This window comes from Pedobacter ghigonis, from assembly GCF_903166585.1.
In the GTDB taxonomy this organism is placed as follows: domain Bacteria; phylum Bacteroidota; class Bacteroidia; order Sphingobacteriales; family Sphingobacteriaceae; genus Pedobacter; species Pedobacter ghigonis.
In genome coordinates this window covers 301,114-318,012 of the sequence record NZ_CAESCM010000003.1, presented here as the reverse complement: position 1 = coordinate 318,012, position 16,899 = coordinate 301,114, and the positions used below count along the sequence as shown (strand labels likewise).

General features: G+C 40.8%; 9 protein-coding genes. 7 read left to right on the top strand and 2 right to left on the bottom strand.

What is annotated here, in order from left to right; genetic code table 11:
• Positions 1 to 155: 155 nt before the first annotated feature.
• Positions 156 to 2,345 (bottom strand): glycoside hydrolase family 95 protein, encoded by a 2,190-nt coding sequence (locus HWV58_RS06780; RefSeq protein ID WP_175633361.1) that lies wholly within the window; start codon positions 2,343 to 2,345, stop codon positions 156 to 158.
• Between the two features lie 298 nt (positions 2,346 to 2,643).
• Between HWV58_RS06780 and HWV58_RS06775 the strand changes: the two genes are divergently transcribed.
• From HWV58_RS06775 to HWV58_RS06745, 7 genes are all read left to right on the top strand, one after another.
• The gene (locus HWV58_RS06775) at positions 2,644 to 4,803 is read left to right on the top strand and encodes a GH92 family glycosyl hydrolase (RefSeq protein WP_175633360.1); all 2,160 of its coding nucleotides are present in this window, start codon (positions 2,644 to 2,646) and stop codon (positions 4,801 to 4,803) included.
• 172 nt (positions 4,804 to 4,975) lie between these two features.
• A complete protein-coding gene (locus tag HWV58_RS06770) occupies positions 4,976 to 5,569 on the top strand; it encodes an RNA polymerase sigma factor (RefSeq protein WP_175633359.1) in 594 nt (197 codons plus the stop codon).
• 64 nt (positions 5,570 to 5,633) lie between these two features.
• Positions 5,634 to 6,797 (top strand): FecR family protein, encoded by a 1,164-nt coding sequence (locus HWV58_RS06765; RefSeq protein WP_175633358.1) that lies wholly within the window; start codon positions 5,634 to 5,636, stop codon positions 6,795 to 6,797.
• A 95-nt stretch (positions 6,798 to 6,892) separates the two neighbouring features.
• The gene (locus HWV58_RS06760) at positions 6,893 to 10,462 is read left to right on the top strand and encodes a SusC/RagA family TonB-linked outer membrane protein (protein WP_235972674.1); all 3,570 of its coding nucleotides are present in this window, start codon (positions 6,893 to 6,895) and stop codon (positions 10,460 to 10,462) included.
• Between the two features lie 4 nt (positions 10,463 to 10,466).
• A complete protein-coding gene (locus HWV58_RS06755; protein WP_175633357.1) occupies positions 10,467 to 11,894 on the top strand; it encodes a RagB/SusD family nutrient uptake outer membrane protein in 1,428 nt (475 codons plus the stop codon).
• A gap of 1 nt (position 11,895) precedes the next feature.
• Entirely contained in the window at positions 11,896 to 14,343 is a 2,448-nt protein-coding gene (locus HWV58_RS06750) for a zinc-dependent metalloprotease (RefSeq protein ID WP_175633356.1), read from the top strand.
• 1 nt (position 14,344) lies between these two features.
• A complete protein-coding gene (locus tag HWV58_RS06745; RefSeq protein ID WP_175633355.1) occupies positions 14,345 to 14,881 on the top strand; it encodes a DUF3347 domain-containing protein in 537 nt (178 codons plus the stop codon).
• A gap of 105 nt (positions 14,882 to 14,986) precedes the next feature.
• Here the strand turns inward: HWV58_RS06745 and HWV58_RS06740 are convergent, their stop codons facing one another.
• A complete protein-coding gene (locus HWV58_RS06740) occupies positions 14,987 to 16,810 on the bottom strand; it encodes a M60 family metallopeptidase (protein ID WP_175633354.1) in 1,824 nt (607 codons plus the stop codon).
• Positions 16,811 to 16,899 lie beyond the last annotated feature (89 nt).

Genomic DNA, 16,899 nt, shown 5'->3' with positions numbered 1-16,899 from the left:
GAAGAAATAAATGTTTGAATCGATAAATGAGAGAAGTTGAATGAAAGAATTATTGAAGGAAGGAATTACGGAAATGATAGCGTTAATGAATGATTGAATTACCGGGTGATTGAATGACAAATAACCAAAAGCCATTCAATCACACAGTAATATATTTAATTAAATTGATACACTTTTCCAGCCTGGGTATTAAAACTATACCTGAAATCTTTGCCCGTTTTTTCTTCAGTTATGCCTTTTGCAGTAGCCTTAAGCTGATTAGGACTCCTTACAATGCATTTTTCTCCTGATAGTGATTTGATGGCTAAAGCCACCACTTTACCATCTTTCCATTGCAGATTGGTAATTTCGAAATTTCCGCGGGCCTTTAAGCCTTTAATGTTGCCACTTGTCCACTTATCGGGTAAAGCGGGCAGAAACTGTAATTCGCCTGCCTGGCTTTGCAATAACATTTCAGAAATACCTGCAGTATAGCCAAAGTTTCCATCAATCTGGAAGGGTGGATGTGCACAAAACAGATTCGAGTAAATGCCACCACCTTTATTGTAATCGGTACCAGAACCACCCACAGGAGTAATAAAGTTCTGTAAAATTTTATAAGCATGGTTTCCATCCTGCAACCTGGCCCAGAAGTTCATTTTCCAGGCCATCGACCAACCTGTCGATTCATCGCCACGGGCAATTAAGGTTACTTTTGCAGCCTGCGCCAGTTCGGGTGTTTTAATGGTGCTGATTTCTCTGCCCGGGTGCAGACCAAAGAGGTGTGAAATATGCCTGTGCTGATCTTTCGGATCATCGCGATCGGTTTCCCATTCCTGTAATTGTCCCCATTTACCGATTTTTGGTTTTAGTAAATGTGCTTTCAAATCGGCAATGTGTTTTTTATAATCGGCATCAATGCCTAAAATATCAGCCGATTCGATGTAATTGGTAAAGAGATCGTAAATAATCTGGTGATCGTGCGTTACGCCATCTTCGGTAGGGCCATGCTCTGGCGACCAACCCATAGGAGCTACCAAAGTACCATCAGAACGTCTTTTTAGATGGTCGTCCCAGAATTCAGCAATTTCTTTAATAATCGGGTAGGCGAAGTTTTTCAGGTAAGCTTTATCCTGCGTAAAAGCGTAATGCTCCCAAAGGGCTTGCGCATACCAGGCACTGCCCGGTGTATTCCACAAGAAACTCATGCCCCCAAAAATATTGTTCTCTGTTTTTACTGTCCATCCACGCGTATTTGGATATTGCTTTCGGGTATGCATTTTACTCACCTCGCGCATGCTATTGATGTAATCGAGATAAGGTACCTGACATTCGGAAAGGTTTGTCGGTTCTGCCAGCCAATAATTCATTTGAATATTGATGTTAGAGTGGTAATCGCTTCCCCAGGGTGGGGTATTGCTTTCGTTCCATAACCCTTGAAGATTGGCCGGTAAGCCACCTGCTCTGGAAGAACTAATCAATAAATACCTGCCATATTGAAAAATCAAAGCCTCGAGTGCAGGGTCGGCTACCTTTTTATAGTTAATTAACCTTTGGTATGTTGGCAGATTTTCATTTGCCGCATCACTGGTACCAAGGGTTAAACTCAGGCGGTTATACAGCTGGATATAATCGCTGATATGGGATTTCAGCAGGTTATCGTAACTTTTTGCTTTAACGGCATTTAAAATGCGTTCTATTTTAGGTGCAGGTTCTTCGCCTTTCCAGTTTTGTTCGCGCTTGTTGATGTAATTGGTTGCAGCCGTAAAAACAATGGTTACCGCATCTGCATTTTCTATTTTAAGTTTTTCGTTGTCGCCATCTTTTACAGTACTCAGCTTTCCATTTTCAACTTTAACCAAAGCAGTAGCCTGATAAGTCATGCCGTTTGGCAGTTTACCTGTTAGCTGAATAATATTTCCATTTGCTGTTATAGTGCCTTGATGTGCGTCTTTTAAACCTATAGCAGCCGAATAAGTCTTTTTCTGGTTAGCCGTAAAGCGCAATACCATCACTTTATCCGGAAAACTGCAAAAATACTCGCGTTTAAACTGTATGCTATTTTGCGTATAGTTAATGGTATGAAGCGCCCTTGTGATATCCAGTTTACGGCTGTATGCGGTAAATTGCTGATCTTTATTGTTGAAATCGATAAACAAATCGCCAAAGGCCTGATACATGCCCCGGTCGTTTTCATCTCCGGTCCATAAGGTGTTATCGTTAAACTGAATGTGCTCCTGATCAACACCTCCAAAAATCATCCCGCCAATACGTCCATTGCCAATGGGATAGGCTTCAGTCATCCATTTTTTTGCGGGTTTATTATGCCACATGGTGAAAGCAGGATTTTCTTTACTTTGGGCCATTACCCGGTTTGTAAATTGAAATAGCAAGCACGAAAATAGCATGCAAATGAAACGTTGCCTATAATTTAAAAGCATAAGGGTTATTTGATTAGTGTGTAACCAAAGATATATAAAATAGCATGGCAAGAACTGAAACACTCAGATTAAAGCATCCAGATATTTGGCATATTATTCAATTATTTAAGCATAAGATTATAGCTAACTATTTAAAATCAATTGGTAACTATTGTGATATTTTGTTGACGGACCTGATAGATTTTCTATATTTGATAGCACACACTAAAACGTTTTATGTAAAATGAAATCCCTAACCAAATCATTACACTTTATCTTATTTCTAAGTGCCCTGAGCTTTTATCAGGTACAGGTAAAGGCACAAACCAAAGCCCGGTTAACCAAATATGTAAACACCTTTATTGGCACAGCACCTTTAACAGATCCTAAAATACTGGGCTATGAGTTGCCACAGGGCTGGCGATCGTGGGCGGGTTTAACTTTTCCAGGCAGTTCATTGCCAAATGCTATGGTGCAACTGAGCCCGATAACCGAATTTGGTTCGGGAGCAGGCTATGAGTACGAAGACGATACCATTTACGGATTTGCACATACCAATAAAGGGCACTGGAACCTTTGTAATATCCCTGTTTTACCGCTATCGAATCCTTCCGGTAAATTCGGCTCTAAATTCTCGCATAAAAACGAAAGCGCTGCGCTTGGTTTTTATCAGGTTTATCTGGATGATTATCAGGTAAATGTCAGGCTTACTTCGACTTTAAGGTGCGGTTTCCACGAATATGATTATAAAAACAACAGCAACAGGCAAATCCTTTTTAGCATGGGCAAAGCCAATAGCGGCGTTTCTACCTGGAATATAGCGCAAGACGGAGAATCGGCCATACAAGGCTTTCAGGGAGGTGAGAACGTTTATTTTTATGCTGAAGTAAACGGAAAGATTGATAAACTGGATATTACCGATGCAGGCAAACGATCGGGTTATGCCATTGTACATTTAGCCGATGGAAGCAAGGGGCCGGTGACTTTAAAAATAGGCTTATCGTTTGTGAGCGTTGCCAATGCCAAAGAAAACCTGAAACAGGAAATTGGCCAGAAAACCTTTGCGCAAATCCGTGACGAAGCCACCAGTACCTGGGAGAACTTGTTATCGAACATCGAAGTAAAGGGAGGCACTGGCAAACAAAAGCAAATGTTGTACTCTAGTTTGTACCGCTCGTTTTTATGGCCGGCCTTACGCAGCGATATAAATGGCGAATATAAAGATGCCAAACGCCAGGTTGTAAAAAGCGATTTCAGGTATTATACCGAGCCTTCGCTTTGGGATACTTACCGCAATAAAGATGTGCTGCTGGGCTTAATTACACCAAAAGTAACTTTAGATGTAATTAAATCGATGAAGGATGTAGGCGAAAAAACAGGTTTTATCCCTACCTTTTTTCATGGCGACCACGGTGCTTCGTCCATTGCAGGGGCCTATTTAAGGGGAATTGATGATTTCGATATCCAGGCTACCTACCAGATTTTATTACGCAATGCCAATGTAGCCGGTGGTGCAAGACCGTTTATTAAAGAGTATATCGAAAAGGGCTACATTTCTGATCCGGACGTGAAGAACCCGCATGTAGAAACCAAAGCCAAAGCCGGCGTATCTAAAACGCTGGAGTACGCTTACGATGATTATTCGCTTGCACAGATTGCGCAAAAACTGGGCGATACTGCCAATTACCGCATTTTAATGGCCAGATCGAAAAACTATAAAAACATGTTCGATCCATCAACTCGTTTTATGCGTGGCAGATTAGAAAACGGCGACTGGATTAAACCCTTCAACCCGCAATATCCTTACTACGAATACATGTACCGCGAAGCCAATGCCTGGCAGGTTTCTTTTTATGCACCGCACGATATGCCGGGGCTGATTGAACTTTATGGCGGCGCAGCAGGTTTTGAATCGAAACTGGACTCGTTATTTACCCTGCCCTGGAACCCGAAATACATTGCCCGCAATGTAGAAACCATGATTGGCCAATACTGTCAGGGTAACCAGCCCGACCATGAGGCTCCATTTGCCTATACTTTTATTGGTAAGCCCGAAAAATCGCAGAAGATAATCGATAAAATTTTAAACGAATTATATGGCATAGGTAGCGATGGTTTAGCACTGTCGGGTATGGACGATGCCGGCGAAATGTCGGCCTGGTATGTCTTCAGCGCGCTAGGTATATATCCATTTTCGGCTACCGACCCCAAATATATTGTAACTGCACCCTTGTTTGATGAAGTGAAATGGAAAACCAGTACCGGCAAAACCTTAACCATTACCAAGCCCGGAAAGGGAAGAGGCATTAGCCAGATTAAGGTAAACGGTAAAACGAATGAGGGCTATTTTATTGCTCACGATCTGTTTAAAAACGGCGGAAATGTACTAATCGAAACTAAATAACAATTTTGCTTTTGCTTAGCATTAATTGAATTTTAACAGTCAGGTTTTAAAAAGCCTGACTGTTTTGTTTTAATACGCCATTTTAAATGTTAAAATATAGCTATAAAGCTGTAAAATAAAAGCTTTTGCAATTTTATACTTACTTTTGTGTACCAAACAGGTAAAATACTTAATGAACAAAAGCATGGAGGTTGGCCTTGATACTATTTCCTTATTAAAATCTGGAAACAGAGCAGCTTTTGACGAAGTTTACCACCATTATAGCAGTAACCTTTACCTACGCATTTTAAAAATGGTAAAAGTACAGGAAGTAGCCGATGAACTTTTGCAGGATGTATTTTTAAAAGTTTGGCTAAAACGCGACCTCATTGACGAGCACCAGCCCATTAAGGCCTGGATTTATAAAATTGCCCAAAACTGCATTTACGATCATTACCGTTTATTGGCTAAAGATGCCAAAATGCGACAATACCTGATTGATCATTATTCGGAACTTTACAACGAAACCGAAGAATATTTGCTGGATAAAGAGCGGCGGGCAGTTTTAAATCTGGCTTTGGACCGGTTACCGGAAAAAAGAAAACAGATTTTTATGCTATGCCGCATAGAGGGGAAGAGTTACGAAGAAGCCGCATCTATATTAAACATCAGTCCCTCAACGGTAAGCAACCAACTGGTAAAAGCTACCAAAAGCATGAGGGATTATGTATTTTTCCATTCGAAAGAGTTCATGATTTTCGCAATTGCACTGCATTTAAATAAATAATTTATTTATTTTATTTCAGGAGTAGTGTGTTTTTGCTTTTGCTGCGTATACCTAACAAAGCAAGATGAAAATAACTCCGCAAATAGAAAACTTATATTCCCGTTTTTTAAGCAACGAAATTACCGAAGCTGAACTTAATCAGCTGCTGGATTATTTTAACGTGGCCGATCGTGCTGATTTACACACACTTATTGAAGCAGCGTTTTTGGAAACAGAAGAGCAATACGAGGCCAATACAAACCTGCAAAAGCATTTAAACAATATCCATCAGCTGATTTCTGCGAATATTGATGCCGTTGATGAAAAACCACAAACAGTAAGGTTACAACCTACATCACAATCGCTGCTTAAAATTGCGGCCAGTATTTTAGTCGTACTCTCAATCGGCTACCTGGCTTATACTTATTTGTGGAAACAGGCCGATGTTTTGCCGGGCAGAAGTTTGGCTACACTTAAAATGAGTAATGGCCAGGAAATTAACCTCGATACCTTAGCCAACAAATCCATTACAACGGCTTACGGCGTTCAGATCACCAAATCATCGGGCGACCGCATTGTGTATACACGCGTAAGCGCTGTTGCAGATACCAACAGTTATTTACAAACCATTACTACTCCTTTGGGTGGAAAATACAAAGTTACGCTCTCTGACGGCACCCAGGTGGTTTTAAACTCAGGATCGAGTTTAACATTCCCTGTTGGGTTTAACCAGGCCGAAAGAAGGGTTTCTTTAAGCGGAGAGGCTTATTTTGAAGTAAGCAAAGATGCCGGACATCCTTTTATAGTTTCATCGGGAAGGGAAAGAATTACCGTTCTGGGAACGAAGTTTAATCTATCTGCCTATCCGGATGATGACTTTATAAGCACTGCTTTATTAGAAGGTAAGGTAAACTGTTTAGATGTTACAACCAATGCCAGTCTGATTTTACATCCGGGCGAAGCTGCGTTAATCCAAAACAACCAGTTAAGTAAATCGGCTGTTGATGTTTCCAATATGGCCGCCTGGCAGCAAGGATTCTTCGCTTTCGAAAACGAAGAACTGGGTGTAATTATGAAACGCCTGAGCCGCTGGTACCAGCTGGATATAGATTATACCTCAATCCCCGAAAAACGCATTTATGCCCGTATAGATATGCAGGAAAACCTGGCTACTGTATTGGATATGTTATCGACCACCAGTGGCCTTAAGTTTAAAGTAGAAGGAAGGAGGGTAACTGTAATGAAGTAAGCTTTACGCAAAAACATTTCTACCGCCTTATCAACAACCACTAACAAACTTTAAAGAATTTTAAATTGAAATCATCCCTTCAACTTAATAGGGTTATGGCTTTTGTAATGCTGTTTTTGCTTACACTGGGCCTTAAAACCACGCAGGCACAAACTGCAACTTATACTTTTACGTTCAATAATGCACCCATAAATGGTGTAATTACAGAAATTGCGAAAAAGAGTAATTATCAATTTATTTTTGATGCCGAATACCTTAAAAAAGCCAAACCTGTTACGGCTAAAATTAGTACCAGCTCTTTAAAAACGGTACTCGAAACGGTTTTCAAAGATCAGCCTTTCGATTATGAAATTAATAACAATACGATTGTTTTAAAACCCTCAACGGCATTTACCGAAGACGAATATATCCTGCACGGCATGGTAACCGATAGTTTAGGTTCGCCGCTACCAGGTGCATCAATAAGGTTAAAAGGAACCAATAAATATACCACCAGCGATGGTAACGGTCATTTCAGCATGAACTTAACCAACGAATACAATACACTTGATATTGATTACATCGGTTATCTATCTAAAACACAGCGCATCGATCGTACTGCTGCGTTAAAAGTGGTAACCGTTCGTTTAAATGCCAATGCCTCCTTACTGGCTGAGGTTGTGGTAAATGGTTTTCAATCCCTTCCACTCGAAAGAAACGCCGGAGCATTTGCTGTTGTAGATAAAAAAAAGCTGAACGAGCAGATCAATTCCAATATTCTGGAGGCTTTAGAAGGCCGTGTGGCCGGTTTAGCTTATGATAAAAATCCATTTGGAATAGGTGCCGATAAGCAGGTTATACGTGGAAGGGGAACATTTTCCATCAACACAACTGGTGTTAGAACAGATCCTTTAATTGTTATTGATGGACTACCTTCTGAAACTGCCCTTGAAGATATTAATCCTTATGATATCGAATCGGTAACGGTTTTAAAAGATGCTGCTGCTTCTTCCATTTACGGTTCAAGATCGGCCAATGGTGTTATTGTATTAACCACAAAAAAAGGAAACGGCCCTGTTCAAATTTCACTGAATACCGATTTCTTTATCGATACCAAGCCCAGGTTTAATTCGATGCATTACGCTTCCACTTCCGATATTTTAGATTTGGAAACAGACGTGTACAATAAAGAACGCGCCCGTTATACCACAACCGAATCGATGTTTAATGCTTACGGCACGGTGGCTAATGGTTCAGTTAAATATTATAGCCCGCTTTACCAATTGTACCGCGACAGAGATGCGGGTAAGCTTACTGAAGATCAGGTTAACCAGCAATTGGCAAACTGGAGAAATGCCGATTACTACGCGCAGTACCGTGATAATGTATGGCAAAATACTTTTCGCCAGCGTTATAATCTTTCATTTAGTTCTGCCAGCTCAAAATCAAATACCTATGCTTCGGTAAATTTTGATAACTCTGCTCAAAGGGTAATCAACAACAATGATCAAAAGCTGAATATTTATTTTAAAAATACCTATAACGTAAATAAATGGTTAACCACCACACTAGGTTTTAACGGTGCTTATACCAAGTCGGTTTCAACTGATGGATCTTATGATGCTTACACTGGAATTCAGCCCCGTTATGCTTCTATCGTTAACCCCGATGGCAGCCTGGTATATGCCGATTATGTGAATTTACCTGATGGTATTGCCGGATCTGCAGTAAACGGTTCGGTTGTGGCTGCGCTTAAAAATAATACGCAATACCGTTCGTACCGTTTTAATATACTCGAATCATTAAACGAAGGACAAATTAATGCGACCAATATTGCATTGAGGGGCTTTGCCAATGTACAGGCCAAATTAATGGAAGGTCTTAGCCTTTCAAGTCAGTTGCAGTTCGAAAATACATCCACTAAGTCAGACCAGTATTATGATGTAAATTCGTTCAAGATGCGTTCGGCGTATAATTCGCTAGTGGGCTACACACCAGCAACAAATGTTTATACTTTCGGACTTCCAACAGGCGGAAGATATGGACAAATGGAAAAGGGAAGCAACAGTTACACTTTCAGGAACCAATTGAGTTTCGACCGCTCTTTTGATAAGGGAAAACACGCTATTTCAGCTATTGCAGGTTTTGAGATGCGCCAAACATTTTTACCACGTGGTATTGAAGACCTGAGATATGGTTACGATCCGATTACACTTACCTCTACTTTGATTAACACACAAGCAGTTAGTCAAACCGGATTACCAAGTTATATTTTTGGTGGCAACAGAACCTTATCTGTTTTAGGTAGAACACAACAGGAAATCAAACACAGAAACCTATCAACTTATGCCAATGCCGGTTATACGTATTTAAATAAATATAACATTACAGGTAGTGTAAGAGTAGATCAGGCAGATTTTTTTGGAGTAGATCCCGAATATAAAAACCGTCCGCTGTGGTCGGTTGGTGCAAGCTGGAACGCCAGCAACGAAGATTTTATTCAGGAACAGAAGTGGATTAACCTTTTAAAGCTGAGAGCCACTTACGGTGTTAATGGTAATCAGAATTCGGAAAGTTCTAAATACTTAACCGCCAGAAGAAGAAGTGATAACCTTTTTCCATCGTTACAATACATTGATATAGTTTCATTACCCAACCCTAAATTACGTTGGGAAAAAACCCAAACCTATAACGGTGGTGTAGATTATGCATTTTTATCTAACCGTTTAAGGGGAAGTATTGATTTTTACTATAAAAAGAGTACTGATTTAATTGTTAATACGGAGTTAGATCCTACCGTAGGTGCGGCATCGAGAGCCATTAATAACGGTACATTAATTAATCGTGGTATCGAATTCACACTAGGAGGCGATTGGTTGAGGACAGGTGACCTGACTTTAAGTTCGACCTTTATACTTGGTTTTAACAAAAACAAGATCGGCAAGGTGAACAGTGCGATCTCACAAGCTGGCAACTATGTTGCTTCACCAGCATTGTATTACATTGAGGGTACTGCTTATAACACTTTATATGCTTATCGATATGGCGGTATGGTAAATGGTTATCCATACTTTTTAGATGAGAATGGCAAGGCCAGTATTGATTTTGATTCGAGTGGAACCCCCATTGTTTCCAGTATAAAAAGTTTGAACAACTTTGGGAGTTTAGTAAATATGGGTACTATAACCCCAACTTACACGGGTTCATTTTCACAACGTATTTCTTATAAAAACTTCGAACTGGGCGCCTTACTGGTCTTTTCTGGTGGTAACGTAATCAGAAAAGATGTAATGAATATCAGTGCTTACGATGTAACCGATGAGAACATTACCCAGCGTTTCAAAAATGGAAATACACCTAATGTTCCTCGTTTATTGGTTGATTACCCTGAAAATTTAATCAACAGTGCCAGTACCATTAATACCATGTGGCAAGCTGCAGATGTAAATGTGGTTAAAGGTGATTATATCAAACTAAGAAATATTTCTTTATCCTATAATTTACCTAAAGGCATGATTGGAAAATTCAAACTTCCATCAGCCAGATTTACTGCACAAGTAAATAATTTATGGTATGCCAGCGCTGCCGGAGATGATATCGATCCGGAATCTTTCTCGGGACTTACAGGCACCAGAACACTCGAAAATCCTAAATCATTTGTGTTTGGCTTAAATCTAACCTTTTAACAAGATGAAAAAGAATATAACTATTATCGCGTTCCTGATCGTTATTTTAATGGGCGGATGCAAAAAATATACAGATCTTACTCCAACAGGTTCATTACTGGTAGAAAATGCTCAAGATTACTACGAGTTGGTATCTTATCCTAACCGTGCTTATCTCATCAGCAATTTTCAGTATCTGGTAGATGATATGTGGATGAAGGAATCGAATTTTATTGGTGTTACACCCAATATTAATACGGTACATTTTAGCTTTAACGAGAATATCGATCGTGTTTCGATGATTACCTCATCTAATTTTTACGATCGCTCATACGTTTACATTAATCGCTGGAACACCATTATCTCTTTAGTGGATGGAAGCAAGGGCGATGACAATGTAAAAACACTGGCCAAAGCCGAAGCCAAAGTTTTAAGGGCATTTGATCACTTTCTGCTGGTAAACGTTTACGCCAAAGCCTATAACGCTGCCACTGCAGCAACCGATGGCGGAATTTGTATCATGGATAAATATGACTTAGAGGCACAACCGGTTAAATCATCAGTAGCTGAAGTATATAATTTTATCCAGAAAGATATAGACGACGCGCTTCCATACCTTCAGGCACAGCCGGCAGATCCTTATCATCCATCGCTAGCCTTTGCATGGGCCTTGAAAGCCAAAGTACATTTATTTAAAAAGGAAATTGCACAGGCAAAACAAGCTTGCGAAAAGTCACTTGCTTACAATAATCAGATTTTTGATCTGGTTAATTATACTACAAAACAAGGTGGTCCGTCAGTTACACCAATCATCGCACCAAACAATCCTGAGGTGCTGAGTTATATGTATATACAAGGGTACAATGAAACAAACTTTGGTTATACCTGGATCATCAGCCCGGAATTGAGAGAGTTGTTTGGTACTAATGATGCCCGATTTAATATGTTTTTTAATACCACAAGCGCAAGCTTCCTGGATATTGGATCAAACTCAGCCTATTACAGCATTTTTTACACCAGATTCTTTTACCCAACAGTGGGTTTAAAAACTACTGAGGTATATTTAATGCAGGCCGAGTGTCTGGCCAGGGAAGGTGATTTAACCGGTGCCATGGCGGTGGTAAATAAACTCCGCGAAAAACGCATCCTTTCGGGCAATATTATCCTTCCGGTACCTGCAACCCGAAAAGAAACGATGGATATTATCATCAATGAACGCAGAAAAGAATTGTTTTTGGGCTTCAACCGCTTTATGGATTTAAAACGCTTAAATACAGAGGCTGAATATGCAAAAACAGTGGTACGCAAGTTTCCGATTGTGAACAAGACCGTACCACAACAAACTTATACTTTGTTACCCACTTCGAGGTTGTACATCATTCCTTTTCCGCTTAACGTACTTAAGAAAAACCCCAATTTAACCCTAAATACCGACGAAAAGCTCCCGTTTTAAGATGAAGATTAAACAGATTATTTTTCCGATAGCCTGCATGCTTTCAGTAGCTGCCTACGGACAAAAAGTACAAGTAAAAACTGACAGTACAACAAAGAAAGCCCCGGCCGATTACAGCAAGCTGATCCCCGAAAGTGCCCTAAGCCAAAACGGATTGTTCGATGTAAAACGCGTAGAACAGAAATGGTATTTCGAAGTGCCCGACAGTATGCTTAACCGTTATATTTTAGTGGTAACACGTTATGTAACCACCCCGCAGGGTATGGGGAGTTTCGGTGGTGAGCAAACCAACGAGCAAACCATTTACTTTGAAAAAGGCAATAACAACAACCTGTTGCTCAGATCTGTATTGTACCGTCAGGATGTAAAAAGCAGCGAAGAATCTATTTATAAGGCGGTAATGCAATCGCAGGAAAACCCGATTGTTGCTGCTTTCGAAATTAAAGCTAAAAACCCTAAAACAGGTAATGCCGTAATTGAGGTTACTGATTTCTTTAAAAAGGATAACCCGATCGTTTCAATCGGTACGACAGAAAAATCAGATAAGAAATTGGGTAGCGTAGCTGATGACCGTTCATTTATTGAAAAGATCAGTACTTATCCTATCAATATCGAAATTAAGACCACCAAAACCTACAGCACCTCTGCAGGCAATATTCCTTCGGGTGCCTTAACCGGAGCCGTAACTGTACGGTTGAATACTTCTTTTGTACTGTTACCTAAAGTGCCGATGCGCAAACGTTTTGCTGATGAAAGGGTAGGTTATTTTAACAATAAATACATCCTGTTTGATGAAGATAGACAACATGCAGATGCCAAGTACTTTATTGAGCGTTATCGCCTTGAGCCTAAAGATGCTGATTTAGCGAAGTATAAACGCGGTCAGCTGGTTGAGCCTAAAAAACAAATTGTGTATTACATCGATCCGGCAACACCAAAAAAATGGCGTCCATACTTAATTGCAGGGATAAACGACTGGCAAAAGGCTTTTGAAAAAGCGGGTTTTAAAAATGCCATCGTAGGTAAAGAATGGCCGGAGGCCGATACTACCATGAGCCTGGAAGATGCCCGTTTCTCTGTAATCAGGTATTACGCATCCGAAACACCAAATGCTTATGGCCCCAGAATTAGCGATCCGCGTAGTGGCGAAATTATCGAAAGTCATGTAGGCTGGTACCACAACGTGATGAAACTGGTACAAAGCTGGTATATGATCCAGGCGGGTGCATTGGATGAAAGGGCACGGAAAATGAATTTCGACGATGAGTTGATGGGGCAGTTGATCAGATTTGTTTCTTCACACGAAATAGGCCATACCATTGGTTTAAAGCACAATATGGGCGCAAGCAGCCAAACGCCTGTAGAAAAATTAAGGGATAAGAAATGGGTAGAAGCCAACGGCCATACCGTTTCGATTATGGATTATGCCCGTTTTAACTACGTGGCCCAGCCTGAAGATCACATTGCACCGGCAGGTATTTATCCACGTATTGGGGCTTACGATAAATGGGCCATTAACTGGGGTTACCGCTATTACGATCAGGCAAAAGATGAATATGTCGAAGAGAAGATTACCAAAAAAATGATTCTCGATTCGCTTACAGCCAACCCAAAACTTTGGTTTGGTGGCGAAGGTAAAGAAGAAGATCCACGCAGCCAGACCGAAGATCTTGGCGACGATGCTATTGCTGCCAGTGATTACGGCATTAAAAACCTGAAAAGGGTAGTGCCCAACCTGGTAAAATGGACTTACGAACCGGGCGATCTTTACGGCAATTTAAGCGATATGCACAAAGCCGTGGTGCGCCAGTTTAGCCGTTACCTGTACCATGTAATGAAAAATATTGGCAACAGTTATGTAACCAAAAGAAGTACAGATGAGGCAGGTGTTGTGTATACCGAAGTACCTAAAAAGCGTGTAAAAGGAGTAGTTGATTATGTAGGTCGTCAGCTTTTTGATGCGCCACTCTGGCTATACCCGGCATCGATTACCAGCAGGATTGCCACCAAAAGTATGGACGATATTGTGGAACAGCAAAACCAAATGCTAAACATGTTTTTGAGCCAGGGATTAATTTATAACATCAGCCAGAAAGCACTAAACTCTGCCGATCCGTATCCGGTAAAAGAATATCTAAACGATTTGAAAAACACCACCTGGATTAAATTCAGTGGAGTAGAAGCCAGCGATGTTTTTCGCCGGAGCCTGCAACGTTCTTACCTCGAAAAGTTAAATATGCTTATTAACCCGAAAGATATTGCTGATGGTAAGGCCATGACTACTGCCCAGCGCAGTGATGTGCGTTTAGAAGCCATAACGCATTTAAACGACATTAAGGAAACCATTAAACTGCTTGTTCCGCAAACCAGCGGAATAAACCAGCTGCACCTGAAAGACATGTTGCTGGAAATTGAAAAAATAACTAAAAAATCAAATTCAAATGCCTAATATGAAACCTTACCTTATTGTTTTGCTCGGTGCCACCTTATGGTTTGGCAATGGTGCAAAAGCACAGGTACATACTTCTTTGCAAGAAGTGGGTACGCCAGAACTGGCACAGAAACGCGAAGCCTTGAAAGAAAGCGTTATCGCCAGCTACCTGGGGATTAAAAATAGCCTGGTTAAATCAGATTCGCTCAGCGCGATAAAGTTTGCAAACGAACTGATAACAGGTTTAAACCAGTTCAAGTTTAAAAAGCTATCGCTCGAAAAAATGAACGAAGCTACCACCACCCGTCAGGAAATGATCAGCCTGGCAAAGGCTATTGCATCAACCCAGTCAATCAATAAGCAACGGAGCGATATGGATAAGCTATCGGTTAAAATGTGGTCGGTAATTGAGCGGTTCAAACCAGAAAAAATGAGCCTTTATAAGCAAGTTTGCCCTATGACAGGTACCAGCTGGATTAGCGATGATAAGGCCATTCAAAATCCTTATTACCCTAAAAACATGCTTACCTGCGGCGAAGTTAAAGCCAGTATTTAAGAAAATAAATAATTAGTTAATGATGAAAAGCGGCTATCTGGATAGATGCCGCTTTTTTATTGATTATTTGAGACAGAAGAGCGTGCCGAAACCGGCCCGTTTTTTTTAATTATAAAGCCCCAGCTCTGCTAAGGATGCAAATTGCAAACCATCGTGTGCATTATTGGCAATTACTTTAAGATATCTTAAGGTTTTGGTACTTCCAAAGGCAAAATATTGTGCTCCGCCGGCATTTTGTGCCACGTAATTGTTTACCGCAGTAAAAGTTACGTTATCGGTACTGGTTAACACCTGAAAATCTTTAATTGCCCTGCTTAATCCGCTTCGCTGAACTAAACTTAATCCTTTTGCTGTTTTAGAAGAACCCAAATCAATTACAATCTGGTGTGGATAGCTGGTAGCAGTGCTTGTCCATCTTGAGTGCCAGTAAGTGCTGTAACTGCCATCAATTAAAGTAGCAGCCCGGCCGTTAGTAGCACCTTCGCCACTGGTTTCTTCTGAACTGAAAGAATTGATGGTCCAGCCTGTTTTGCTCAACTCGGTTAGTGGTGCAACATTATCCTGCAGGGTAGAAGGATCGGTAGTTGGTGCAGGTAGGCCTAATGCGGCCATATCTGCATAAATTTGCGTGGTAGCTGCCGCAGTTGATAAATTCAAACCCCATTTCTGGAAGAAATAGCTCAGGTCTTTACCCGATATGTTGCAGGCTTTAAGCATGAAGTAACGAAGTTTTGCATCATCGTTGGCCAATGTCGGATTCTCTACACGCATGTTTTTGGCCAGTGTTCTGTAGAAATTATCGCCATAAGCAAGGGTTAATTGCTGGAACATGGCTAACCTGATCCAAACGTCGGTTAAAGGATTGGCATAACTTGTTGATCCGTTGTAATCTTTGGTGCCATCGGCTTTGCCTAAATAGGTGAAAACTTTTGGCCAGGTACCATCATTTACGAGCCTGTTAATAGAAGGGGTAAGGGTACGCTGTACATATAAACTGTAAAGGTTAACGGTAACTTCGCCCAAAGTACCCCAACGCCACATCATCTGGTGCTGGTGGCCTAACTCATGCCACATGCCCCAGCCGTTGGTACCTACGCTACTTAAGGTTAAAATGGCATTTACATCAGAAGTGGTGTAAGCCGTACGGTAATCGTAAGCGAAGAAATAATAAGCCGGATCTTCGTGCTGGGTAAGCAAATAGGTATGTACATTTTTTGCATGTGCCGGCAATGAATTATCTAAACCATTCAAATCATCTTCGAGAGCAATTACCTGGGTAATTTTATTCAATATCGCCGCCTGATCTTCTGTTTGGTACTGTATTGCTTTTGCACGCGAAACAACAATAAAGCAATTGCTACCTTCCAATACTACATCAGGTGTGGTGTAGGTTTGCAATTGATTAATCCAGTCGGAATTTGTACTTACCCCCAGTTTAAAGTAAGGTGCATACTGGTAGCCACTGTTAAAAGTTAGTTTAGCGGTTGATCCGGTAGTGGCATTGGTATACCTGATCCACAACAAACCACCCGCTGCATTGGTAATGGTGTTGGTTCCGGCGGTTAACTGTACAACGGTTGGCTGGGTATTCCAGGTGCCATATCTGGAGTAGGTACCAATCAATAATTTAGGTAAACGGGTGCCCGCTGTTTGTTCTACAGTAATATCAAGGGTTGCATTCGGGGCCATGTACAAACCGGTTGCTGTAAAATCTGTTAACTGGTAACCGTTTTTTAAGCGGTCTTTTTCAATTGAAGCACTGATCTTTTCGGTAACATTAAAAATATTGGTTTGTGTAGCCGATTCGACCACTGCTCCGCTTTTAGGAGGTGGATTTGTTGCTACTTCTTCGGGCAATACAGCTGCTTTTTTACAGGCAGCGAGGCACGTTATGGCCAGGGCAGTAAAGAGTAAAAGTTTACTTTTCATGTTTAGGTTTTTTGTAGGTTAGGTTATAAATATCCCGGAACTATATATTAGCTACAGGCTTAATTGGTTTAGTTGTTGGGGTTAAATAA

Excerpts from the sequence above, each read along its gene's own strand:
- HWV58_RS06750 (WP_175633356.1), top strand. The coding sequence starts at position 11,896 with ATGAAGATTAAACAGATTATTTTTCCGATAGCCTGCATGCTTTCAGTA.
- HWV58_RS06765 (WP_175633358.1), top strand. The coding sequence starts at position 5,634 with ATGAAAATAACTCCGCAAATAGAAAACTTATATTCCCGTTTTTTAAGC.
- HWV58_RS06755 (WP_175633357.1), top strand. The coding sequence starts at position 10,467 with ATGAAAAAGAATATAACTATTATCGCGTTCCTGATCGTTATTTTAATG.
- HWV58_RS06740 (WP_175633354.1), bottom strand. The coding sequence starts at position 16,810 with ATGAAAAGTAAACTTTTACTCTTTACTGCCCTGGCCATAACGTGCCTC.
- HWV58_RS06760 (WP_235972674.1), top strand. The coding sequence starts at position 6,893 with ATGGCTTTTGTAATGCTGTTTTTGCTTACACTGGGCCTTAAAACCACG.
- HWV58_RS06775 (WP_175633360.1), top strand. The coding sequence starts at position 2,644 with ATGAAATCCCTAACCAAATCATTACACTTTATCTTATTTCTAAGTGCC.
- HWV58_RS06745 (WP_175633355.1), top strand. The coding sequence starts at position 14,345 with ATGAAACCTTACCTTATTGTTTTGCTCGGTGCCACCTTATGGTTTGGC.
- HWV58_RS06780 (WP_175633361.1), bottom strand. The coding sequence starts at position 2,345 with ATGGCCCAAAGTAAAGAAAATCCTGCTTTCACCATGTGGCATAATAAA.
- HWV58_RS06770 (WP_175633359.1), top strand. The coding sequence starts at position 4,976 with ATGAACAAAAGCATGGAGGTTGGCCTTGATACTATTTCCTTATTAAAA.